The sequence below is a fragment of the Micromonospora sp. NPDC049836 genome, from assembly GCF_044465125.1.
GTDB lineage: Bacteria > Actinomycetota > Actinomycetes > Mycobacteriales > Micromonosporaceae > Micromonospora.
In genome coordinates this window covers 1-23,461 of record NZ_JBITLH010000022.1, presented here as the reverse complement: position 1 = coordinate 23,461, position 23,461 = coordinate 1, and the positions used below count along the sequence as shown (strand labels likewise).

The following is a 23,461-nucleotide window of genomic DNA, read 5'->3' as shown; positions in this document are numbered from 1 at the left end:
GGCCTGCTCCCGTGTCGTCCGTAGCGGTCGTGCGAACCGCCGTGCCGATCAGCCAAGTGATCACGCGATCCACGGGATTCCACGGTAACACCTCCGCGGGCCCGGGCCGGTGCCGCACCCACCGTCGGGGCACGTGAAACCCGGTCCGGTTCAGGCGGTGGGCACCTCCGTCGATGCCGGACGGGCCTGCGCCGGCACCCGGGGCGGGCGTCCGGCGCCGGCGGCCTGCCGCCCGGCGGGGGCGGTGGGGCGGGCCGGGTCGGGGTCCCCGGGGTCGCCGTCCGGTCCGGCGGCGGCGTCCGGGCGGGCCGGGGCGCCCGGTTCGGCGTCCGGGGTCGCGCCGCCGCCCGGGTGGTCTCCCCCACCGCCGGGGCCACCGGCCGGGCCGACCGGGCCCTCGTCCCAGGGCCGGCCGTTGCCGGGCAGGGTGCGGTCGGTGGAGTGGTCGAGCACCCGCAGGGCGGCCAGCGCGGCCATCGGCACCACCAGGGCGGCGGCCGCGCCGGCCACGTCCAGGGCCGAGCCGCCGAGCACCCCACCGAGGCCGGCGGCCACGCCGGTGCCGGCCATGGCGGCCCGGATCGCCGGGTAGATGCCGAACAGCCGCATCAGCCCGCCCCAGGGCTGCAGCAGCGCGAACCAGACCAGCGCCGCGCCGGCCAGGGCGAGCAGGGTGAGCGGGCTGTTGACCAGGGTCTCCATGTTGGCGGTGCTGGCCCGGTGCACGGTCAGCCCGCCGGTGCCGTCGCCGAGGGCGGCCAGGAACCGGCCGACGCTGCCCCGCTCGGCCTCCGCGCGGCGCAGGTCGACCACGGCGAAGCCGATGGTGACCGCGAGGCCGGCCATGGTGGCCCAGGCCAGCCGGCTCACGGTCAGCCAGCCGCCGGAGCAGATCGCGGCGGCGACGCTCACGCCGGCCGTCAGCGCGATCGCGCCGATCGAGTCCGCGCCCAGGTAGGGGCTGCCGACCACCACCACGGCGCCACCGGCCACGGCCACCATCACCATCGGCCGCCAGGCGCGGCGGACCCGCTGGGCCAACCAACCGCCGGTGAGCAGCGCACCGGCGACGAACACCCCCAGCCCCACGGTGCCCAGCCCGGCGTACCGGCCACCCTCCAGCGCGGAGTAGCCGACGACACCGTTGAGCTGAAGCCGGGAGCCGGTGACCACGTCCACGCCGACGACCAGGGTGGCCAGCCCGGCGACCGCGCCGAGCGGGCCGAGGGTGCTGCCGTGCCCGGGGCTGAACCGGACCGCGGCGGTGCCGCCGACGGTCAGCAGGGCGGTCACCACGCCGAACCACCAGCCGGCGTGGGGGCCTCGCCACCAGGGCACCGCGTCGGCGAGCAGAGCGGCCGGCACGGCGAGCGCGGCGGCGATCAGCAGCAGCTCGACGGCGGCCACCACCCGGCGGGAGACCGGCTCGGGCCCGTGCGGGCCGGCGTGCCGGCGGGCCCGCCGCAGCAGCGGCAGCACCGCCACCGCGAGCGCGACCTGGGCGGCGGCGAGGAGGGTGAAGAACCAGCCGGCGACGCGTAGCTGCGCGCCCGCCTCGCGGTCGGCGTCGGCCGGCGCGTCGATCGCGGCCCGCAGGTCGGCCGGGCGGCCGCCGACGGAGACCGCGGGGCGGCCGACGAAGAGCCGCTCGGGCATCGGGCGGCCCAGCGTGGCCAGGGCGGTGGGGGCCAGGTCGACCAGTTGCAGGTAGCCCTCCCGGGCGGTGCTCGGCGAGGTCAGCCAGCCGCGTTCCCAGCCCGGGCCGTCGGCGACCGCGACGTGCAGCCGGGACGCGCCGTCGGTGTCGGAGACGCCGGCGACCAGCACCAGCGAGCGCGGCGGCCGGGCGGCCAGCACCCGGGCGAGCTGGGCATCGGCCTGCCGGGCCTGGGCGGCCCGGACGGCCGGGGCGTCGGCGTCGACGGTGCCCAGGTCGACGATGCTGAGCACGCACGAGCCGAGCAGCCCGGCCGGGTCGGCGGGGAGGACCGGCGCGTACCGGTCGACCCGGCCGAACGGTCGGGCGGCGGCCACCGCCGCGCCCGGCCCGACCGCCACCGAGCAGCGCACGGACTCGGACAGCGCCCCGGGGGTGGTGCCCCAGGAGAGCCGGTCCTGGTTGTAGGCGACCACGCTCTCCTGGTCGGGCAGGTTGGCGCCGATCCCGTCGGGCTGCTCGACGGTCACCCCGGCGGCCGGGCAGCCGCCGACCCGGCGGGTGCCGTTCCAGGCGGCGTAGTTGCCGGCGCCGAGGGTGAGCCAGCCGTCGACGGGGCAGGTCGGGCGGTGCGCGGAGCGGGTGGACAGCGAGCCGATCGAGCCCGCCTCGGCCATCCGCCACAGCGTCGGAGTGCTCTGCGGGTCCACGTCGTCCCAGCGCAGCCCGGCCACCCCGACCAGCACCACGAAGTCGGCGCTGCGGGCGGGGGCGCCGCTGTCCGGCCGGGCGGCCAGCGCGGTGACGCCGAGCGCCACCACGACCAGGGTCAGCAGGACCGGGGTCAGTCTGCGCAGCATCACCGGCGCTCCGTGGACGGCTCGGGCGCCAGCTCGGCGTAGAGGGCGGCCAGCGCGGCCACCGTGTCGGCCTCGGTCGGCCAGGCCGCGGCCCGGTCGGTGGCCCGGCGGGCCAGTTCGGCCCGGCGCGTGCCGTCGTCGAGCAGGTCGCGCACCGCCGCGTCGACCGCGTCGACGTCGCCGGCGGGCACCAGCACGGCGGCGTCGCCGACCAGCTCGGGCAGGCCGCCGACGGCCGTCGCCACCAGGGGTACGCCGGCGCGCAGCGCCTCCTGGGCGAAGAGCTGCCGGGCCTCCCAGTCGCTGGTGACCACGGCCAGGTCCGCCCCGGCGAGCAGGTCGGCCACGTCGGTGCGGTGCCCGAGCAGGGTCACCGGGGCCCGGGCCGCGGAGATCCGGGCGGCCAGTTGGAGGTACGCGGGGCCGCTGCCGGCGATCACCACGGCCGGCGCCGGCTGCCGGGTACGCCACCGGGCGGCGGCGTCGATCAGCACGTCGTACCGCTTCTGGGGGTGCAGCCGGCCCACCGAGAGGATCAGCGGGCGGTCGGCGGTGACCCCGAACTCGGCGCGGACGGCGGCCCGGCGGCGGCGCGGCGCGGGTAGCGTCGGCGCGGCGACCGGGGCGAGCCGGGCGTCGGCGGCGCCCAGCGCGGCGGCCCGCTGCACCAGGTCGGCGGAGGCGCCCAGGGCGACCCGGACGTTGCGGGCGACGATCCGCTCGACGAGCCGGGACAGCCCACCGCGCAGGCCGCCGGCCAGCACGGCGTTGTGCCAGGTCACCACCAGCGGCGCGGCCGGCCGGGCGAGCACGGCCACCAGGCCGGCCCGCAGCCCGTGCGCGTGCACCACGTCCACCGGGGTGTCGGCGAGGGCCCGGCGCAGCGCGGTGACCGCGCGCGCGTCGGCCGGGGTGGGGCTGGCCGGGATCTCCACCGGCGTGAACCGCGCGCCGACCCCGGTGAAGTCGAACTGGTCCTGGGTGGCGGCCGGGCCGCAGACCAGCACGGACGCGCCCGCCTCGGCCAGCCCACGGGCCACCGAGCGGACGTGCTGGCCGACCCCGCCGGTGCTGGAGGCGAGCACCAGGGCCACCGAGCCGGGCCAGTGCAGTGCCGACGAGGCGTCCGTCATGAGGAAATGCTCTCCTTCCCGTCGCCCCGTCCCGAGCCGCGCCCCTCCTCCGGCGTGTCGCCGGGCCCACCCGGGGGGCGTCGCCGCCGCAGCCGGCGGCCCACCGCGGCCAGCAGCGGCTGCACGTCGCGCCGGTCGGTCGACCAGGCGACGGCGAGGAACAGGGCGCCCACCACGACCCCGGACAGCATGCCCTGTAGCAGCGCCTCGACTTTCGTCGGGGTGCCGTCGCCCAGGCCGGCGAGCCAGTGGGAGGTGGCCGCACCGGCCGCGCCGGCGACGGCCGCGGCGAGCAGCCCGGCCGCGCCGGCCCGGCCGACACCGGCCAGGGCGGCCCGCCCGGCGGAGCGCAGCACGGCGGCGATCAGCAGCCCGCCGAGCACCAGCATGCCGCCGGAGGTGGCCAGCGCCATCGCCGGCACCCGGTCGGTGACGGGCAGGGCGGGACCGAGCAGGACGGCCAGGGCCGGCACGGTCAGCCAGCCCACCGCGGTGGCGGCGGTGGCCGCCCGGGCTTCGCCGCGGGCGTAGAGCGCCCGGGTGAGCACCGCGAAGAGCCCGTAGCCGAGCAGTCCGGGGGCGAAGCCGGCGATCCCGGCCGCCGCGGTGCGCGCCGCGTCGCCGGCGAAGAACAGGTGCCCGACCGGGATCGCCGTGCCGGCCAGCGCCGCGGCGCCGAGCAGGCTGAACAGCACCACCCCGCGTACCGCCGGGGCGAGGGTGCGCCGGTAGGTCCGCTCGTCGCCGGCCGCCCGCGCCGCCGCGAGCGTCGGGTACGCGGCCACCGCGAGCGGCACGGCCAGCACCGACCAGGGCAGGAAGTAGATCGTCTGGGCGATGTTGTAGATGCCCGGGTCGGCCGTCGACCCGTAGGAGACCTGGTTGAGCACCACCATCAGGGCGATCTGCTGGGCGCCGACGGTGACCAGCCCGGCCACGGCCAGCCCGCCGACCCGGGCCCGGGCGTCGGCAGGGAACCGGAAGCCCGGCCGCAGCGGCAGCCGCAGCGCCCGCAGCGGGATCAGCAGCGACAGCGAGAGCACCACGACACCGAGGGTGGTGCCGCCGGCGAGCAGCAGCTCGCCGCCCCCGCTCACCTGCCCGACCGTGGCCAGCCGCCCTTCCGCGGCGGTGAAGCCGAGGTAGACGGCGATGACGGTGACGCTGGACAGCAGCGGAGCGAGCACCGGCCAGGCGAACCGCCGGTGCGCCTGCAGCACCCCGGTCAGCACGATGCCGACGCCGTAGAGCGGCAGCTGCGGGGCGAACAGCCGCAGCATCCGCGCCCCGGCCTGCTGCTGCGCCTCGCCGAGGCCGGAACCCTGCAGGGCGACCAGCGGGTCGGCCAGCAGCGCGACCAGCACGGCCAGCGGCACCAGCAGGGCGAGCACCCAGGTGAGCAGGGCGCCGGTGGTGGCGGCCACCGCCCGCCGGTCGCCGGCCTCGGCGGCGCCGGCCAGCAGCGGCACCACCAGGCTGGCCAGCGCGCCACCGGCGACGATCTCGAAGATGAAGTTCGGCAGGTTGTTCGCCACCACGTACGCGCCGCCCAGGTCGCTGGGGGCGAGCGTCCAGGTGAAGACGGCGGTGCGGCCGAAGCCGGCGAGCCGGCTGGCCACGGTGAGGACGGCGATGAGGGCGGCCGCTCCGGCCAGCCGGCCGGCGCCGGCGAGGGGTGCCGGTTTCGTCACGTCAGTCGGCGAGCCGGCCCAGTTGGTCGAGTTCGCGCAGCCCCGGGGTCCGCTGGATCACCTGGGTGAAGCTGACCTTCTCGCTGGCGGCGGTGAGCGCGGCGAGCACCGCGAGCACGCCGGCCCGGCCGGCCGGGCCGGTCCGCGCGGCCAGGCTCACCCCGAGCAGCGCGCCGAGGGCGTTGGCGCCGCTGTCGCCGAGCATCACCCGCTCGTCGAGGTCCTCGCGGACCAGCGCGGCGGCGGCACCGACCGCGCCGGCCGCGATGCCGCCGGACGGGCCGGTCGACAGCGGCGCGCCGAGCAGCATGCCGGACTTCAGCGCCCGGCCGGGCCGCAGGTCGAGCAGATTGAGCAGGTTGGCGGTGCCGGCCACCACGCCGGCGCCGAGGAGCACGTCCAGGCCGCGGCCGAGGGTGCCGGCGCGCTGCCGGCGCGGGTGCGCGGCGACCCGCGGGTCGGCGGCGAGCAGCGCGGCCGCGCCGAGACCGGCCAGGCCGACCCCGACGATCTTGACCAGCCCGGCGGTGACCCGTCCCTCGCGCAGCGCGGCGAGGTGCCCGGCGAAACCCTTGGCGGCCTTCTGTTCGGGGCGCGCGCCGACGATGTCGTCGTAGAGGCCGACGCTGCCGGCGCCCACGCCGGCGAGCAGGGCGGCCGCCCCGGCCGGGGCGCTGCCCGCGCCGAGCGCGCCCGCGGTGGCCGCGCCGACGGCCAGCGCGGGCCCGGCGGCCAGGGTGACGGTGCGGCCGCGGAAGTTGGTGCGCTCCAGGGCCGGCGCGCCCGGCGAGTTGCGTACCTCCCGCAGCACGTAACGGGCGGCGGCCACACCCGCCCCGACGGCCAGCAGCCGACCCAGTCCCACGTGACCCCTCCGATTCGGATACCCAGCGCGATGTGCGGCAGACCGGACAGCCGGCCCGCCGCTCACTGGGGCAGTTTAGGCAGCAGCCCCTGGACGTTGTCACCGACGCCGTACTGGCCGGCCTTCTTCTCGGTCAGCTGCTGCACCAGGGCGAGCGTGGTGACGAGCTGGCCCTGCACGGTGTTGGCGTTGTCGACGGTCGAGATGGTCTGGGCGAGCACCGGGTCGCCGCGGACCACGGCGACCACGTTGCCGCCGGCCGAGCCCATCCCGCCGACCACGATCGCGCCGGTCCGGTCGAACTGTTCGGCGATCTTCACCACCGATTCGTCCTTCTTCGCCGAGTCCTTGTCCACGTACGGCTGCCCGGTGACCAGCACGACCGCCTCGGCGGGACCGGAGATCTTGTCCGCCGGGCTCAGGTAGCCGGCGGTCGCGTACGCCTGGACCGCCGCCCGGCGGTCGGCGTCGGTGACCGGCGGACTGCCGGCCGGCCGGTCCAGCAGCACGTTGGCGAGCAGGGCGCTGGAGGTCTCCACGCCGTGGCTGTTGCTGGGCAGGCCGGCGGTGGGGACGCTGTTCGGGCGGGCGGCGGTGACCGCCAGCTCCAGCAGGTTGTTGTTGCTGTCCGGGTTGATGAACTTGTCCTGCACGTCGATCCGGTCGGTGACGTTGGCGCCGGCCAGCTCGAGCATCTTCACCACGCCGTCGGTGTGGTCCCGGCCGCTGGGCAGGCTCAGCACCAGCACCCGCCGGCCGGTCAGCTTGCCGGGGAGCAGGACCTGGGCGATCTCCGCCGCGAAGTCCTCCTCCATGTCCAGTTCCTTCTGCAGGCTGTTGACCGACTGGCGCATCTGCGAGTTGTCCTTGCGCAGCGAGTTGACGGTCTCCTTGAGTGAGTCGGCGACCGGCCCGTTGAGGGCGGCCGTGCCGACCACCAGGCCGATCGCCAGCGCCAGGAAGACCGCGGTCAGGGACACCACGTGGTAGCGAAAGTTGATCACGCTTGCAGCCTCTTGATCGGTCGTGGGCTAGAAGAGCTGGCCGAGCTGGAACACGAAATTGTCCCACCATTCGGAGACCACGCCCAAATACGCCTTCCCCACGGTGGAGACCGCCACCGCGGAGGCCAGCGCGGCCACCGCCGAGAGGACCAGCAGCAGCAGCGAGGAGCCGGAGATGCTCTGCCGGTAGAGCCGGCTCACCCCCTTGGCGTCGACCAGCTTGCCGCCCACCTTCAACCGGGTCAGGAAGGTCGAGGCCATGCCGCCCCGGCCCTTGTCCAGGAACTCGACCAGCGTGGCGTGGGTGCCGACGGCCACCAGCAGCGAGGCGCCCTTCTCGTCGGCCAGCAGCATGGCCAGGTCCTCGCTGGTCGCCGCGGCCGGGAAGGTGATGGCCGGCACGCCCAGGCCCTCGACCCGGGCCAGACCGGGCGCGCGGCCGTCCGGGTAGGCGTGCACGATCACCTCGGCGCCGCAGCGCAGCACGTCGTCGGTGACCGAATCCATGTCCCCGATGATCATGTCCGGGGTGTAGCCCGCCTCGACCAGGGCGTCCGCCCCGCCGTCCACGCCGATCAGCACCGGCTTGAACTCGCGGATGTACGGGCGCAGCACGTCCAGGTCGGCCTTGTAGTCGTAGCCGCGGACCACGATCAGGCAGTGCCGGCCCTGGATCTCGGTCTGGATCTCGGGCACCCCGACGCCGTCGAGGAGCAGGTCCCGTTCCTGCTTGAGGTAGTCCATGGTGTTGGCGGCGAACGCCTCCAACTGCACCGACAGACCCTCCCGGGCGTCGGCCATCGACTTCGCCACTGTCTCGGCGTCCTGCAGGGCACCGTGCGCGACCGGCTCGTCGCCGACGAAGACCGTGTTGCCCTCGATCCGGACCAGGTCGCCCTCGCGGATCTGTTCGAAGACGCTCTCGCCCAGGTCGTCCAGGAGCGGGATGCCGGCGGCGATCAGCACCTCGGGCCCGAGATTCGGGTACCGCCCGGAGACCGACGGCTTCGCGTTGAGCACGGCGGCCACGCCGACGGCGACCAGCGAGTCGGCGGCCACCCGGTCCAGGTCGACGTGGTCGATGACCGCGATGTCGCCCGGCCGCAGCCGACCGACCAGCCGTTTCGTCCGGCGGTCGAGGCGCGCGGTGCCGATGACCGAGCCCGGCTCCGCGGTCCGGTTCCGGCGCAACGTGGGTAGACGCATCGTGACCATCCTGGCATGTGAGGCAGGTTTTGCTGTCGCGACATGCCTGAGCAGGGCCGCCTACCCAGGGAAGCACACCGGAGCGCATGCCGGTGTGCTTGCGGTCACAAACCCCGGGTCACGGACGCCTTTCCTTGGCCGCCACGGCCAGGAGTTCCTCGGCGTGGGCGATACCCAGATCCGAATCCGGCAAACCCGCCAGCATCCGGGCCAGCTCCCGGGCCCGCTCGGTGTCCTCCACCACCCGCACCCCGCTGGTGGTGACCGCTCCCCCGGTGTCCTTCGCCACCACCAGGTGCCGGTCGGCGAACGCGGCGACCTGCGGCAGGTGGGTCACCACGAGCACCTGGTGGCTGCGGGCCAGCCGGGCCAGCCGGCGGCCGATCTCCACCGCCGCCTGCCCGCCGACGCCCGCGTCGACCTCGTCGAAGACCAGGGTCGGCGGCCCGCCCGAGCCGGCGAAGACCACCTCGATGGCGAGCATCACCCGGGACAGCTCACCGCCGGACGCCCCCCGCTGCAGCGGCAGCGCGGGCGCGCCCGGGTGGGCCAGCAGCCGCAACTCCACCTCGTCGGCGCCGTCCGGGCCGACGCCGGCCTCGACGCCGTTGACCGGCAGGCTCGGCTCGGCCCGCCCGGCCGGCCGGGGCAGCACGGCCACGTCGATCCGGGCGTGCGGCATGGCCAGCCCGGCCAGCTCCACGGTGACCTGCTCGGCGAAGCGGACCGCCGCCTCCTGTCGCGAGGTGGAGACCCGGCCGGCCAGCTCCGCCACCTCCGCGGCCAGCCGCGCCGCCTCCTTGTCCAGCTCGTCGAGGAGGTCGTCGGAGGTGTCCAGGTCGGACAGCCGGTTGCGGGCCCGCTCGGCCCAGGCGATCACCCCGTCGACGTCGTCGGCGTACTTGCGGGTCAGCCCGCGCAGCGCGGCCCGCCGCTCGTAGACGGCCTGCAGCCGGGCCGGGTCGGCGTCCAGCCCGGCCAGGTACGCCGACAGCTCGGCCGAGACGTCGCCGACCAGGGTGGCCGCCTCCTCCAGTCGCAGCGCCAGCTCACCCAGGGCCGGATCGGTGCCCGCCTGCCCCTCCAGGGTGCGCCGGGCGGTGCCGAGCAGGCTGGTCGCGTCCGGGGTGTCGTCGGCCGCCTCCAGCCCGCCGGCCACGCACTGCTGGGCCACCTGGGCCGCGGTGCGCAGCCCTTCGGCGTGCTCCAGCCGCTGCGCCTCCGTCTTCAACTCGTCGTCCTCGCCCGGCTGCGGGTCGACCCGGGTGATCTCGTCCAGGCCGAGGCGGAGCAGGTCCGCCTCCTGGTTGCGTTCCCGGGCGTTGCGGCGCCGGTCGGCCAGGTCGTCCACCACCGCCCGCCACCGGGTGTACGACTCGCGCAGCGCGTCGAGCAGCTTCTCGTGCTCGGGGCCGGCGAACCGGTCGAGCGAGGCCCGCTGCTCGGCCGGGCGCAGCAGCCGCAGCTGGTCGGACTGGCCGTGCACGGCCACCACCTGCTCGCCGACCTCACCCAGCATCGACACCGGCATGCTGCGGCCGCCCAGGTGCGCCCGGGAGCGACCCTCCACGGTGACCGTCCGGCTCAGCAGCAGCGAGCCGTCCTCGTCGGGCTCGCCACCGGCGTCGGTGACCCGGGCGTGCACCGCCTCGGCGATCCGGCCGGCCAGCCGCAGCCGCCCCTCCACCACCGCGCGACCCGGTTGCGCCCGCACCCGCCCGGCGTCGGCCCGGCCGCCGAAGAGCAGCCCGAGGCCGGTCACCACCATGGTCTTGCCGGCACCGGTCTCGCCGGTGATGACGTTCATCCCGCCGGTCAACGGGAGCGTGGTGTCCTCGATGACGCCCAGTCCGGTGATGCGCAGCTCCTCCAGCACAGCACCCGACAGTAGACGCGCCCTGCGACAGTTGGCCAGCCGGCACGGTGCGGGCTGTGGACGCCGGCCGGCGGCGTCGTACAGTTCTGCCCCGTGCTGGACGTGATCGGCCTGACCCCGGGCGAGGAGGAGCTCTACCGCTGCCTGGTGCAGCTCACCACCGCGCGGGTCGACGAACTGGCCGAGCGGCTGGGCCGCCCGCGCGCGGAGATCCTCGCCCAGCTCGACGCCCTGCGCGCCAAGGGGCTGGTGCCGCCGCCCGGGCCGGAGCCCGAGGCGCCGCTGCGGCCGCTGGCACCCGACGGCCCGCTCGGCGAGGCGCTGCTGCGCCGCCAGGCGGCGCTGGAGGCGGCCCGCGCGGCGGTCACCCAGCTCACCGAGGAGTACCGGGCCGGCGTGCGGCGGCACGACGCCGGCCACCTGGTGGAGGTGGTCACCGGGGCGCGGGCGCTCCGCGAACGCCTGCGCGACCTGCAGAACGGGGCCCGCCACGAGGTGCTGTGGTTCTGCCGGGCCAACCCGCTGGCCATGCCCGGGCAGGACAACCTCGAGGAGTTCGACGCGCTGGCCCGCGGGGTCCGCTACCGCGCCGTCTACGAACGCGAGATGCTCCTGGAGCCGGACGCGCTGGAGGACGTCGAGCGGGGCGTACGCGCCGGCGAGCAGGCCCGGGTCCACGACCGGCTGCCCGTCCGGCTGGCGGTCGTCGACGGCCGGACGGCCATCTGCCCGCTGGTCCCCGAGCGGGGCGGCGGGGAACCCACCGCCGCGGTGATCGGCCGCAGCCAACTCCTCGACGCCCTGGTCGCCCTCTTCGAGAGCTACTGGCGGATAGCCACGCCGCTGAGCCCGGCCGCCCCGCCGGCGGACCGGGACGCGGACGGCTACCGGCCCGACGCCGAGGAGGTCCGGCTGCTGTCGCTCTTCGTGGCCGGCGTGCCGGACAAGTCCATCGCCTCCCAGCTCGGGGTGAGCCGGCGCACCGTGCAGCGCCGGCTGGCCGAGCTGATGGCGGTCGCCGGCGTGGACACCCGCCCGGGACTCGCCTTCCAGGCGGCCCGCCGGGGCTGGCTCTGACCCACCCTCGCCCCGGGCCGGCCGCCGCGCGGCGACCCCGGACGGCGGATCGCCGGCGCCGCGGGCAGCCGGCCGCCGCGCGGCGGCGCCGGACGGCGGGTGGCCGGCGCCGCGGGCAGCGGGCCGTGCCGGCGCCGCCCGGGGCGCCCGCCACCCGAAGGCGGGCACCCCGGACGGACCTCCGAGGACGTCCGCGCGGGACAGGCCCCGCGCGGACGTCGGCTCAGCGCAGGCCGTACGCGTCGAGCACGGTCTGGTCGACGGTGTTGCCGGCCCGGTCAGCGGCGTGCACGCGCAGCGACACCGTGCCCCGCCCGGCCGGCACCAGGGCGGTGAACCGGGCCCCCGAGCCGGTCACCCGCACCGCCCGCCAGTGCTGCCCGTGGTCGAACGACACGTCGACCCGGACGCCGACGCCGGTGAGCGTCGACCCACCGGCCGGCTGGCGCAGCCGCAGCCCCACCTGGTGCGGGTGGCCGCCGGCCACCTGGCCGCGCAGGTCCGCCGGGACCTGGTAGTCCACCTGGAGTAGCGGCAGCGGCCGGGCGGCGTCCCCGTCCGGGCGGGCCGAGGTGAACTGCCAGGCCGTCTCGGTACGCGTGGCCCGCCGCCACTCGTCCGAGGAACGCTCGGTGGTCAGGTCCAGCCGGTAACGGGCCGCACCGGGGGTGGTCACCACGAGCGGCCAACCGGCGGAGAGGTCGGCGATCTGCTGCCCGTCCCGGCTCAGCCGGGCCCGCACCGAGTCCTGCTCCTCGCCGTACCCGGCCGATCGGTAGTGGCCGTCCGCGTCGACGAACTCGGCCACCCGCAGGTCCAGGGTGTCACCGGCCCGGGTGGGCACCGGCGCGCCGCCGGCCGGTACGGCCGGCCGGACCACCGGGGCGTGCCAGGTCTCGGTGAGCCGGTCGTCGGCCGCGTACCGCCGCGGCTGCTGGGTGAGGCCGCCGAGCAGCTGCCCCCAGGACCAGGTGAGCCGGTGCAGCACCCGCTGCTGCCACCAGGAGTCCCCGGCGCTGACGAACTCCTGCCGGGTGGTGCCGGTACGCACCATCCGCTGGTCGTCGTTCCAGGAGTACTCCTGCCACGGGCGCCAGCCGAACCGCTGCTCGCTGGCCCAGTCCAGCCCGCCGGCGTCGGCGTAGCGGGCGGTCACCTCGGCGGTGTTGTCCGCGGTCACCCGGTGCACGATCCGCTCCGGGACCCGCCCCTTCGACACCTGCCACACGTCGTACAGGTAGGGGCTGTCGACGGTCAGCGTCAGGTCCAGCCGGGCCCCGCCGGCCTTCGCCGCGCGGATCATCGACGGCCCGTCGTCGTACGCCACCACCAGCGACGGGATCGGCAGCCGGTCCCCGTCGGGCCGCCACACCGTCCACGCGCTGCGGTCCGCCGGGCGCACGATGAGCACCACGGCGGCGCCGGCCGCCGCGGCGTCGGCGATCTGGTCCTCCTCGGCCCGGTCGTAGCTGCCGGCGACCAGAGCCGCCGCACCGCGGACCCCGGCGCGGGCCAGCTCGGCGGCGGTGCCGTCACCCGCCCAGACCAGCGGCAGTTTCCGCCGGCCGGTCGGGGCCGGCGACAGGCCCAGCAGGTTGACGTCCGGGGCCGCGGCGACCGTGCTGACCCGGGCGTCCACCATGGGCGCGACGAGCTGCCAGCGGGAGGCGAACTCGAACTCGCCGTCCCGTACCGGCCGGGTCGGCGTGACGTTCAGCTGCTGGACCGTGCTGAACGCCATGATGCCGTGGTCGATCTGCCGGCCGTTGCCGAAGACCCGGTGCTCGTAGCAGCTGAGCACCGCGCGCTGCTCGGTCGGCTTCGGCGTCTCGATCCGCACCGGGGTGCCCTTGCGCGGGTCGAGCACCACGGTCAGGTCGCGGTCCACCATCAGCTCGGGGTTGGTGACCAGGGTGAGCTGCTCGTCCAGCGGGGCGCCGTGCTCGATCAGGCCCTCGACCAGGTACGGGCCCTCCTCGACCTGCACCTGCCACTGCATGCCGATGAAGAAGATCGAGCCGAGGCGGTCGGACTCCGGGTGCTCGCCGAAGAGCGTCACCACCGGCGCCAGGCCCTCCTTGCCCTGCATGTCCAGCGCCTCGAAGGTGACCAGGTGCAGCGGGCCGCTGCGGGTCAGCCCGACGGCGGTACGCACCGCGACACCGTCCGCGCCGGTGGCCACCAGCCAGCCGCCGTACACGCCGCGGTCCAGCTTCGCCGGGTCGGCGTGCAGCACGACGGGGACGCTGCCCCCCGCCGGCACGGTCACCTCGGTGGCGTCCAGCGACACCCCGTCCGGCTCGGCCGCGCCGCTGTCCACGTTGCGCAGCTCCAACGACAGCCGCAGGGTCTGCGGGGAGGAGGTGCCGTTGCTGTACGTGACGTTCCGGTCGGTGCCGGTGGCGCCGGTGTCCAGCCGGCCGAAGTCGGCGGTGGCCGACCCGTACACCCGCTGGCCCAGCGCCCGGGCCACGTCCACCCGGCCGCCGCCCTGTTCGAAGACGGTCCGGGCGGGGTTCGTCTTCGCGGTGCTGACCAGCGCGTCCTTGAGCTTGCCCGCGGTCCAGTCCGGGTGTTCCTGGGCGAGGATCGCGGCCGCTCCGGCGACGTGCGGGGTCGCCATCGACGTCCCCGACGCCCGGGTGTACGCGTCGTCCACCGGCGTACCCATGGTGGTGCCGGCGGCGCGGGCGGCGACGATGCCGACGCCCGGCGCGGTGATCTCCGGCTTCACGCCGTTGTCGCCCAGGCGCGGGCCCCGGCTGGAGAAGTCGGCCAGGTTGTCGTCGCGGTCCACCGCGCCGACGGTGAGCGCGGCGGCGGCCGCGCCCGGGCTGCCGACGGTGGCCGCGCCGCCCTCGTTGCCGGCGGCGATCACGAAGAGGGCGCCGGTCTCGGCGGTGAGGTCGTTGACCGCCTGGCTCATCGGGTCGGTGCCGTCGGTGGCGGGACCGCCGAGGCTCATGCTGACCACCTTCGCGCCGGAGTGGGCGGCCCACTCCATGCCCGCGATGATCTGCGAGTCGTAGCCGCTGCCGCCGTCGTCGAGCACCTTGCCGATCAGCAGCTTGGCACCGGGGGCGACGCCCTTGCGCAGCCCGCCGGAGGCGGCGCCGCCGCCGGCGATCGTGGCGGCCACGTGGGTGCCGTGGCCGTGCCCGTCCCGGGCGCTGCCGCCGCCGGTGAAGTCCTGCGACCCGGCGATCCGGCCGGCCAGGTCGGGGTGGCCGGCATCGGCGCCGGTGTCGAGCACCGCGACCCGGACGCCGCTGCCGTCCCGGCCGGCCGCCCAGGCCGCCGGGGCGCCGATCTGCGGCACGCTGTGTTCCAGGTCCGCGTGGACCCGCCCGTCCAACCACACCCGGGCGATGCCGGCGCCGAGTCGAGGCGCGCCGGCGGCGGCGCGGGCCTCCGGCGCGCCGCGCAGCGTCGTCCACAGCGCGCCGAGGTCGCCCTTGCCGACCCGCAGCGCCGCGCCGTTGATGCTCGCCAGCGGCCGGGCGGCGGTGGCGCCGGCGAGCGACCGGACCCGGCCGGCGGCCGGCTCCCGGTAGCGCACGATCAGCGGCAACGCGGCCTGCGTGGCGTCGCCGTAGCCCTCGGCGGCCAGTTCCTCCACATCGAACAGGTTGGCGTCGAGGACGCCGGCGGAGACGTACGGCACGACGTCGCTGGGCAGCACCCGCATCCGGCCGTCGGCCTGCACCGTGTGGAAGGTGATCCGCTCCCGGCCGGGACCGGGGTGGACGGTGGCGGCGACCCGGCCGGGCGCGGCCTGGACCAGATCGACCTGATCCCCGGTGATCAGGGTGATCCGGGCGGGCGCGGCGCCCGGTGCGGCGGCGGCCGGGGTCGGGCCGGTGGGGCGGGCGGGCGGGGCGGCGGACGCCGGTGCGGCGAGTCCGACGACCAGCGCGCCGACCGCGCCGGCGGTCAGCCAGCGTGGGGGCCAGTGCATGCGATGCGCTCCTCTGCTCCAGGTTCGACCGTGGGAGGTCGACCGATCGGAGTCTGCGACGGAGATCATCGACGGTCACTAGCCGCGGGCCGCCGCATCGGCGACATGTCGCCAGGTGGACACGGGCGGGCCGGGAGGCCGCCGCGGGGTGTCCGGCCGGTTGCCGGGCGCAACGAGCGGGACGGTCGATGTCGGGGTGCCGGACGAGCCACTCGCCGGTCGGCCGCTGAGCCGCCGCTTCCTCCGACGTCGGCTCACCGGGCCGAGCACCCGGGCGGGGTCGAAACCCGCACCGGGTCCGGCCGTCCGGTCCGCCCGCCGCGGCCGGTCACGACTCGTCCAGCACCCCGACCGTCGCGGTCCCGACCACCCCCTGGCCAGGGCCACGACCGCCGGACCGCGCGTCCGGGCGGCCACGGGCCTCACCGCGCCCCGCCCGGACTCCACCTCAACGCAGCCCGTACGCTCCGACGGCCGTCGACCGACGGCGCTGCCGGCCCCGGCGGCGGGCGCCGTCGGCAGGGCCGCCCGGCCGGTGCCGGGAGCCCGCGCCGGCACGTCGCCGTCGAGGGAGGCTCCTACCGTAACCCGACCGGCGCGCCACCCGGGTACTCCGAATCGCCGACGGCGGGCGGGTTCCGGCGCCGCGGCGGGCTCGCGTCGTCACCCGGGCGACCGGCCACCCGCTGAGCGGCGGATCAGCGACGGCTGCCGCGCCAGCCCTGCACGGGCAGGTCGAACTTAGCGACCAGCCGGTCGGTGAACGGCCGCGCCTTGAGCCGGACGATGCGCACCGGCAGGGTGCCCCGGCGCACCGTGACCCGCGCCCCCGGCGGCAGGTCGTAGACCCGGCGGCCGTCGCAGCAGAGCACCGCCAGGGTGGTGAACGGGTCCACGGTGATCACGAAGGTGGACGTCGGCGCGGTCACCAGCGGGCGGCTGAACAGCGCGTGCGCGCTGATCGGCACCAGCAGCAACGCCTCCACCTCGGGCCAGACCACCGGTCCGCCGCCGGAGAACGCGTACGCCGTGGAACCGGTCGGGGTCGCGCAGACCACGCCGTCGCAGCCGTACCGGGACAGCGGGCGACCGTCCACGTCGACGAGCAGCTCCAGCATCTGGGCCCGCTCGCCCTTCTCGACGCTGATCTCGTTGAGCGCCCACGACTCGATGGTCGGGCCGCCCTCGAACTCGGCGGTCACGTCGAGGGTGAGCCGCTCGTCGACCGTGTAGTTGCGCCCCACCACGTCGCGTACCGCGCTGTCCAGGTCGTCGATCTCGGCCTCGGCCAGGAAGCCCACCTTGCCCAGGTTGATGCCGAGCAGGGGTGCCTTCGCCGGCCGGGCCAGCTCGGCGGCGCGCAGGAAGGTGCCGTCCCCGCCCAGCGCGAAGACGATCTCGGCTCCCTCGGCGGCCTCCGGCCCGGTCACCGGCACCACGCCGGGCAGGTCCAGGTCGTCGGCCTCCTCGGCCACCACCCGTACCTCGAAACCGGCGGCAATGAGGTCGGCGGCCACCGCGCGGGCGTGCTCGGTGCTGCGTCGACGGCCGGTGTGCGTCACCAGCAGCGCGGTTCGGCTCACCCGGACACCTCCTCGGTCGTGGGCTCCGACGGGAATCCCTGCGGGCCCGCGGCCACCACGGCGCCGACCCGCTCCGGGTCCGCGGGGGGCGCGTCCCGGCGTAACCATACGAAGAACTCGACGTTGCCGCTCGGCCCGGGCAGCGGGCTGGCCGCGACGTCGGCCAGGCCCAGCCCGAGCTGCGCGGCGGCGGCGGCCACGTCGAGCACCGCCTCGGCGCGCAGCCGCGGATCCCGGACCACGCCGCCCGCGCCGACCCGCTCCCTGCCGACCTCGAACTGCGGCTTGACCATCAGCGCCAGGTCACCGTCGGGGCGGGTGCAGCCGGCCAGCGCCGGCAGCACGATCCGCAGCGAGATGAACGACAGGTCGGCGACGGTGAGGTCCACCGGGCCGCCGATGGCCTCCGGGGTGAGGGTACGCACGTTGGTGCGCTCGAAGACGTGCACCCGCTCGTCGGTGCGCAGCGACCAGGCGAGCTGCCCGTAGCCGACGTCGACGGCGACGACCTCGGCGGCGTCGGCGCGCAGCAGCACGTCGGTGAAGCCGCCGGTGGACGCGCCGGCGTCCAGGCAGCGCCGGCCGGCGACGGCCAGCCCGCCGGGGGCGAACGCGGCGAGCGCGCCGGCCAGCTTGTGCCCGCCCCGGGAGACGTACTCCGTGCCGGGGTCCTCGCCGGTGACCAGCAGCGGGTCGGCCGGGTCGACCATCGCGGCGGGTTTGCGCGCCGGCACCCCGCGCAGCTGGACCCGGCCGGCCGCCACCAGCGCGGCGGCCTGCTCCCGGGAGCGGGCCAGGCCGCGGCGGACGAGTTCGGCATCCAGCCGGGTACGACGTGCCATGGGTGGTTCTGCTCCGCCTCTGCTCAGGCCTGGTCGATGCTGGCCAGGGTCTCGCGCAGCGTCTCGTACGCCGCCTCGTACTGGGCGATCTGGTCCGCCGGGGAGAGCGCCTCGGCGTTGATCATGGCCTGCACGGCGGCGTCGACCGCCGGGTGCCGACCCTCGCCGATCTCCTCGGCCGGCGCGGGCCGCACCCCGGGGGGCGGGCCGGGCCGGGCACCGCCGGGCGGCGGACCCGGACGCGGGCCGGGCGGCGGACCCGGACGGTACGGCGCGGTCACGACTCGTCACCGCCGGTCGGTTTGCGGCCGGTGGCCTTCCTGGCCGGGCGGACCGGCGCCGCCGGCGAATCCTCCGCCGGGGTACGCGCGACCGTGGCGGCCGGCTTGCGCGCGATCGCCTTCTTCGCCACGGCCTTCTTCGCCACCGCCTTGGTCGGCGCCGGCACGGGGGGCGCGGACACCGGCGCCCCGCCGGCCGGCGCGTGCTTCTCAGCGCTGCTCCGCCCCTCGGCGCTGGTCGGCTCCTCGGCGCTGGTCGGCTCCTCGGCGCTGGTCGGCTCCTCGGCGCCGGTCGGCTCCTCGGCGCCGGTCGGCTCCTCGGCCACCTCGCCGGATCCGGCCGTCTCGGCGGCCGGTGGCAGCCCGGCGGACGGGGCGGCCGGGCGCGCGGCGGGGGCCGGCCCACCGCCGGTCTTCGCCTCGCGCAGCTGCCGTTCCAGCTCGTGCACCCGGCGGGTCAGCTCGGCGACCTCGTCGGCGGTGGCCAGGCCGACCGCCCCCAACGCCCGGTCGACCTCGAAGCGGACCAGCTTGGTCAGCGCCTCCCGGTTGGAAAGGCTTGTGGAGACCAGTTCCTCCGCGAGCGACTGGAGCTGGGCGGCGGTCGCGCCGCCCTGCCCGACGACGCGCCGCACGGCGTCCTGGGCCTTCTTCCGGGGCGCCTCCGTCAGGCCCATGGCCAGCTCGAGGTAGGCGCGCCACGCGTCCTGCATGCCTGAGTCCCTTCCGCGGGGCGGGGTGTGCAGGTGTCACGCTACCGGGCGCCTGGGACGCCCCATTGCGGTACGGTGCCGGGGAACGGCGTGGCGCGTGACGAGGAGACGATGTGGCCAGCGTGGACGAGTGCCGGCAGGCGTTGCAGGATCTGGCCGCCCGGCTGGACCGGCACGCCGAGACGCAGGGCCGCATCGACCTGGACCGCACCCTGGCCTGCCGGATCACCGACCTGGACACCGCGTTCCACGGCCGGCTCGAGGGCGGGCGGCTGGTCGACCTCACCGACGGCGACGACCCGAAGGCCAAGATCGCGCTCAGCACCGGCAGCGACGACCTGGTGGCGCTGGTGCACGGCCGGCTCGACGTGACCCAGGCGGTCGCCTCCCGGCGGGTCTCCATCAAGGCCAACCCGTTCGACCTGTTGAAGCTTCGCAAGCTGCTCTGACCGGCTGCGCCCGGTCAGTCGACCAGGCCGAGCACGGCGAGGGCCTCCCCCGCCGCCGGGGAGGCCGCCCGGACCTGGGCACCGGCGTCCGCCGACCAGGCCACCGCGCAGAGCGCCGCGAGGGCGTCCAGCGGGTGCCCGGCGCCGTCGAGGAGCAGGCCGTCGCCGGTCGCCGTGACCGACCACCCACCGGCGTCCGCGGCACCCGGCACCCGGACCACCGCCGTCGGGTCGAAGAGCCCCGCCAGGTCCAGCGAGGCGTACGTCGGCCGGCGCCCGGCGGGAGCGGCCAGCAGCTCGGGTACGTCGCTGACCCCGGTGAGCACCAGCAGGCAGTCCAGCCCGGCCCGGACCGCGCCCTCGATGTCGGTGTCCAGCCGGTCACCGACCACCAGGGTGCGCCCCGACCCGGCCCGGCGGGCCGCCGTGGTGAACAACGCCGGTTCGGGCTTGCCCACCACCACGTCCGGGTCCCGGTCCAGCGCGGTGCGCAGCACCGCCACCAGCGAGCCGTTGCCCGGCAGCGGGCCACGCGGGCTGGGCAGGGTCCGGTCGGTGTTGGTCGCGTACCAGGGGGCGCCGGCCCGGACCGCCAGCGACGCCTCGGCCAGCTCGGCCCAGCCGACCTGCGGCCCGTAGCCCTGGGCGACGGCGGCCGGCGCCTCGTCAGCCGTGGCGACCGGACGCAGCCCGACCGCACGCACCTCCGCCCGCAGCGCCTCCGCCCCGACCACCAGCACCGCCGAGCCGGCGGGCAGCCGGTCGCGCAGCAGCTCCGCGGTCGCCGCGGCGGAGGTCAGCACCTCCTCCGGCCGGGCCGCCACGCCCATGCCGGTGAGCAGGTCGGCCACCTCGCTGGAGCGGCGCGAGGCGTTGTTCGTCGCGTACGCGACCGCCCGGCCCTCCGCGTGCAGCCGGCCAACCGCCTCCACGGCGCCGGGGATCGGCCGGTCGATCAGGTAGATCACGCCGTCCAGGTCGAACACGACCAGGGCGTACCCGTCGACCAACCGCCCGCCCGTCCCGCTCCGGCCGCGCTCCCCGCGGTCCGGATCGGGACCGGCTTCCCCGGCGCTCCCGGTCACCGGCGCTCCGCCTCCGGCGTCTCGCCGCCCTCGTCCGCGCCCTGGCGAGCGTCCCCGGTGGCGTCCACGGCGGCGGCGCTGGTGTCCGCGGCCAGCGAGCGGGCCTGCGCCTCGGTCAGCTCGTCGTCGCCGAGGTCCGTGGCGTTCCGGTCCCGGTACCCGGCCGCCTCGGCGCCCGGGCCCGCGTCGCTGCCGGCGGCGATGGCGTCGGTGGTGTCGGCGTTCAGCCGGGCGTCCCCGTCGAGGTCGTCGTCCTCGCGGTCGTCGCCCTCGTCGTCCCGGTCGTCGTCGTCCTCGTCGCGGGCGTCGTCGAGGTCGTCCTCGTCGTCGTCCTCGTCGCGGTCGTCGTCGAGGTCGTCCTCGTCCTCGTCGTCGTCCTCGTCGTCGTCCTCGTCCTCGTCGTCGAGGTCGTCCTCGTCGTCGAGGTCGTCGTCATCGTCGCGGTCGTCGTCGTCCTCGTCCTCGTCGTCGCGGTCGTCGTCGTCCTCGTCGTCGCGGTCGTCGTCGTCCTCGTCCTCGTCGTCGAGGTCGTCGTCGTCGGCATCGCCGTGACGGTCGTCGTCGGCCGTCAAGGACGCGTCCGGGCGGGCCGGCACGGCCCCCGGCGTACCGGGTCCGGCGGCCAGTTCCTCGGCGTCCTCGTCGTCTCCCTCGATGACCACACCGTCGAGCTCGAGCAGCCGCTCGGCAGCGTCCGTCTCACCCTCGGAGTCCATGTCGGCGGCCCGCGAGAACCACTCCCGCGCCTCCTCGCGCCGCCCCACGGCGAGCAGCGCGTCCGCGTACGCGTACCGCAGCCGCGCCGCCCAGGGCTCCGACGAGTCGCTGGTCAGCTCCCGAACCTGGAGCATCGCCACGGCGGCGTCCTTCTGCCCGAGGTCCCCTCGCGCACCGGCCGCCACGATGAGCAGCTCGATGGCGACCGCCTGGTCGAGCTTCTCCCGGTCCGCGCCGCGGAACAGGTCGATGGCCCGCTCAGGGCGGCCCAGTGCCCGCTCGCAGTCGGCCAGCACCGCCAGGTGGCTCTGCAGCCCGCTCATCCGGTGGTAGGTGCGCAGCTCGGCGATGGCCGTCTGCCACTCCCCGGCGTGGTACGCGGCCAGCCCGACCGCCTCCCGCACCGCAGCGATCCGCGACGCGAGCCGGCGGGCCGCCATCGCGTGCGCCAGCGCCTCGGCCGGGTCCTCGTCGATCAGCAGGCCGGTCGCGACCAGGTGCCGAGCGACGGTTTCCGCCACCGGCTTGGCCAGCGAGAGCAGCTCCGCCCGTACCGTCGAGTCGAGGTCGGTCGCGACCACGTCGTCCGGCAGCGTCGGCTCCGCCACGCGCTCGCCCGAACGCCCGTCGATCTGCTCGTCCCGCCGCTCGCGCTGCGGGCCGTAACCGCCGCCCGGCCGCCGGTCCTCGCGCTGCGGCCGGTCGCCGAAGCCCTGGCGCTCGCCGCCCCGGAACCCGCCCTCACGACGGTCACCGCCCCGGAAACCGCCCTCGCGGTCACCGCCCCGGAAGCCCTCACGGCGCTCACCGCCGGAGCCGCCCTCGCGGCGCTCGCCACCGCGGAAGCCGCCTTCGCGGTCGCCGCCCCGGAATCCGCCCTCACGGCGGTCACCGCCACGGAAGCCGCCCTCGCGGTCACCGCCACGGAAGCCCTCACGGCGCTCACCGCCGGAACCGCCCTCACGGCGCTCGCCGCCCCGGAAGCCGCCCTCGCGACGGTCGCCGCCACGGAACCCGCCCTCACGGCGCTCGCCACCGCGGAAGCCGCCCTCGCGGTCGCCGCCACGGAACCCGCCCTCACGGCGGTCACCGCCCCGGAAGCCGCCCTCGCGGTCACCGCCACGGAAGCCCTCACGGCGCTCACCACCGGAACCGCCCTCGCGGCGCTCACCACCGCGGAAACCACCCTCGCGGCGCTCACCACCGCGGAAACCACCCTCGCGGCGCTCACCACCGCGGAAGCCGCCCTCGCGGTCACCACCACCACGGAAGCCCTCACGGCGCTCGCCGCCCCGGAAGCCGCCCTCGCGACGGTCGCCACCGCGGAAACCACCCTCGCGACGCTCACCACCGCGGAAGCCGCCCTCGCGGTCGCCGCCCCGGAACCCGCCCTCGCGACGGTCACCGCCACGGAAGCCCTCACGGCGCTCACCGCTGGAACCGCCCTCACGACGGTCGCCACCACGGAAACCACCCTCGCGACGGTCACCGCCTCGGAAGCCACCTTCGCGGTCGCCACCGCGGAAGCCGCCCTCCCGGCGCTCGCCACCACGGAAACCACCCTCGCGGTCACCACCACGGAAGCTCTCACGACGGTCACCGCCCCGGAAGCCACCTTCGCGGTCACCACCGCGGAAGCCGCCCTCCCGGCGCTCGCCACCACGGAAACCACCCTCGCGGTCACCACCACGGAAGCCCTCACGACGGTCACCGCCCCGGAAGCCACCTTCGCGGTCACCACCGCGGAAGCCGCCCTCCCGGCGCTCGCCACCACGGAAACCGCCCTCACGACGGTCGCCACCGCGGAAGCCACCGTCGCGGTCGCCGCCACGGAAACCACCTTCGCGACGCTCACCACCGCGGAAACCCTCACGACGGTCGGCGCCGAAGCCGCCCTCACGGCGCTCACCGCCGGAGCCGCCTTCACGACGGTCGCCACCACGGAAACCACCGTCGCGGCGCTCACCGCCACGGAAACCACCGTCGCGGTCACCGCCACGGAAGCCACCCTCACGGCGGTCGCCGCCCCGGAAGCCGCCCTCGCGGTCACCGCCACGGAAGCCGCCCTCACGGCGGTCGCCACCACGGAAACCACCCTCGCGGCGCTCACCGCTGCGGAAACCGCCCTCCCGGCGCTCGCCGGAGCCGCCCCGCGAGCCGCCGCCCGGGCGGTCGTCGCGGCTGCCCCGGTACGACGGACGATCGTCGCGGCGGGCGTCGTCGCGCCCCGGCCGGCGGTCGGCGCGGTCCTCGTCGCGGCGGGGGCGATCTCCGCCCTGCGGTCCTGAACTCACGGGTACATCCTTCCTCATTGCGTCCGGTCCGGACGCTAACGCAGTCGAGGGCCGACCCTACTGGGGCGGCCCTCGACTGAAAGATTGTCCGGCGGTGTCCTACTCTCCCACACCCTCCCGAGTGCAGTACCATCGGCGCTGGAGGGCTTAGCTTCCGGGTTCGGAATGTT

The 23,461-nt window shown here is 76.5% G+C and carries 16 protein-coding genes and 1 pseudogene; 3 read left to right on the top strand and 14 right to left on the bottom strand.

Annotation, left to right across the window (positions count from 1 at the left end):
- Positions 1-150 precede the first annotated feature (150 nt).
- From ACIBPB_RS32195 to recN, 7 genes are all read right to left on the bottom strand, one after another.
- A complete protein-coding gene (locus ACIBPB_RS32195; protein WP_396843047.1) occupies positions 151-2,517 on the bottom strand; it encodes a hypothetical protein in 2,367 nt (788 codons plus the stop codon).
- Positions 2,517-3,650 (bottom strand): glycosyltransferase family 4 protein, encoded by a 1,134-nt coding sequence (locus tag ACIBPB_RS32190; protein ID WP_396843046.1) that lies wholly within the window; start codon positions 3,648-3,650, stop codon positions 2,517-2,519. The genes ACIBPB_RS32195 and ACIBPB_RS32190 overlap by 1 nt, the downstream gene beginning before the upstream one ends.
- Entirely contained in the window at positions 3,647-5,341 is a 1,695-nt protein-coding gene (murJ, locus tag ACIBPB_RS32185; protein WP_396843045.1) for a murein biosynthesis integral membrane protein MurJ, read from the bottom strand. Before murJ ends, ACIBPB_RS32190 begins: the two co-directional genes overlap by 4 nt.
- Position 5,342: 1 nt before the next feature.
- Positions 5,343-6,206 carry a hypothetical protein gene (locus ACIBPB_RS32180; protein ID WP_396843044.1) on the bottom strand — a complete coding sequence of 288 codons (864 nt, stop codon included), beginning with the start codon at positions 6,204-6,206 and terminating at the stop codon, positions 5,343-5,345.
- 62 nt (positions 6,207-6,268) lie between these two features.
- Positions 6,269-7,210, bottom strand: a complete 942-nt coding sequence (locus tag ACIBPB_RS32175) for a copper transporter (RefSeq protein ID WP_396843043.1) — start codon at positions 7,208-7,210, stop codon at positions 6,269-6,271.
- 27 nt (positions 7,211-7,237) lie between these two features.
- Positions 7,238-8,416, bottom strand: coding sequence for a putative cytokinetic ring protein SteA (gene steA / locus ACIBPB_RS32170; RefSeq protein WP_396843042.1), 1,179 nt, complete (start codon positions 8,414-8,416; stop codon positions 7,238-7,240).
- Positions 8,417-8,534: 118 nt separating this feature from the next.
- Positions 8,535-10,292, bottom strand: coding sequence for a DNA repair protein RecN (gene recN, locus ACIBPB_RS32165; protein WP_396843041.1), 1,758 nt, complete (start codon positions 10,290-10,292; stop codon positions 8,535-8,537).
- 93 nt (positions 10,293-10,385) lie between these two features.
- Here recN and ACIBPB_RS32160 point away from each other — a divergent pair, with 93 nt between their 5' ends.
- A complete protein-coding gene (locus tag ACIBPB_RS32160; protein WP_396843040.1) occupies positions 10,386-11,369 on the top strand; it encodes a helix-turn-helix domain-containing protein in 984 nt (327 codons plus the stop codon).
- A 223-nt stretch (positions 11,370-11,592) separates the two neighbouring features.
- Here ACIBPB_RS32160 and ACIBPB_RS32155 read toward each other — a convergent pair whose 3' ends face one another.
- From ACIBPB_RS32155 to ACIBPB_RS32135, 5 genes are all read right to left on the bottom strand, one after another.
- Positions 11,593-15,327: a S8 family serine peptidase gene (locus ACIBPB_RS32155; RefSeq protein WP_396843039.1), complete on the bottom strand. Its 3,735-nt coding sequence runs from the start codon at positions 15,325-15,327 to the stop codon at positions 11,593-11,595.
- Between the two features lie 698 nt (positions 15,328-16,025).
- Positions 16,026-16,910: an NAD kinase gene (locus ACIBPB_RS32150; RefSeq protein ID WP_357327996.1), complete on the bottom strand. Its 885-nt coding sequence runs from the start codon at positions 16,908-16,910 to the stop codon at positions 16,026-16,028.
- Positions 16,907-17,752, bottom strand: a complete 846-nt coding sequence (locus ACIBPB_RS32145) for a TlyA family RNA methyltransferase (protein ID WP_396843038.1) — start codon at positions 17,750-17,752, stop codon at positions 16,907-16,909. The genes ACIBPB_RS32150 and ACIBPB_RS32145 overlap by 4 nt, the downstream gene beginning before the upstream one ends.
- 23 nt (positions 17,753-17,775) lie before the next feature.
- A complete protein-coding gene (locus ACIBPB_RS32140) occupies positions 17,776-18,033 on the bottom strand; it encodes a hypothetical protein (protein WP_396843037.1) in 258 nt (85 codons plus the stop codon).
- Positions 18,030-18,746, bottom strand: coding sequence for a phasin family protein (locus tag ACIBPB_RS32135; RefSeq protein ID WP_396843036.1), 717 nt, complete (start codon positions 18,744-18,746; stop codon positions 18,030-18,032). Before ACIBPB_RS32135 ends, ACIBPB_RS32140 begins: the two co-directional genes overlap by 4 nt.
- Positions 18,747-18,859: 113 nt before the next feature.
- Between ACIBPB_RS32135 and ACIBPB_RS32130 the strand changes: the two genes are divergently transcribed.
- On the top strand, positions 18,860-19,195 hold the full coding sequence (locus ACIBPB_RS32130; protein ID WP_357327984.1) for an SCP2 sterol-binding domain-containing protein: 336 nt from the start codon (positions 18,860-18,862) through the stop codon (positions 19,193-19,195).
- 14 nt (positions 19,196-19,209) lie between these two features.
- Here the strand turns inward: ACIBPB_RS32130 and ACIBPB_RS32125 are convergent, their stop codons facing one another.
- Together ACIBPB_RS32125 and ACIBPB_RS32120 are read right to left on the bottom strand one after the other, a co-directional pair.
- Positions 19,210-20,205 (bottom strand): HAD-IIA family hydrolase, encoded by a 996-nt coding sequence (locus ACIBPB_RS32125; protein WP_396843058.1) that lies wholly within the window; start codon positions 20,203-20,205, stop codon positions 19,210-19,212.
- Positions 20,206-20,797: 592 nt separating this feature from the next.
- Positions 20,798-21,437 (bottom strand): annotated as a pseudogene (locus tag ACIBPB_RS32120) (hypothetical protein); the annotation flags it as partial.
- A 57-nt stretch (positions 21,438-21,494) separates the two neighbouring features.
- Here ACIBPB_RS32120 and ACIBPB_RS32115 point away from each other — a divergent pair.
- Positions 21,495-23,285, top strand: a complete 1,791-nt coding sequence (locus ACIBPB_RS32115; protein WP_396843035.1) for a hypothetical protein — start codon at positions 21,495-21,497, stop codon at positions 23,283-23,285.
- The last annotated feature ends 176 nt before the right edge of the window (positions 23,286-23,461 follow it).

Coding starts and splice junctions, on each gene's coding strand:
- ACIBPB_RS32190 (WP_396843046.1), bottom strand. CDS start 3,650: ATGACGGACGCCTCGTCGGCACTGCACTGGCCCGGCTCGGTGGCCCTG.
- ACIBPB_RS32195 (WP_396843047.1), bottom strand. CDS start 2,517: ATGCTGCGCAGACTGACCCCGGTCCTGCTGACCCTGGTCGTGGTGGCG.
- ACIBPB_RS32155 (WP_396843039.1), bottom strand. CDS start 15,327: ATGCACTGGCCCCCACGCTGGCTGACCGCCGGCGCGGTCGGCGCGCTG.
- ACIBPB_RS32145 (WP_396843038.1), bottom strand. CDS start 17,752: ATGGCACGTCGTACCCGGCTGGATGCCGAACTCGTCCGCCGCGGCCTG.
- ACIBPB_RS32135 (WP_396843036.1), bottom strand. CDS start 18,746: ATGCAGGACGCGTGGCGCGCCTACCTCGAGCTGGCCATGGGCCTGACG.
- steA (WP_396843042.1), bottom strand. CDS start 8,416: ATGCGTCTACCCACGTTGCGCCGGAACCGGACCGCGGAGCCGGGCTCG.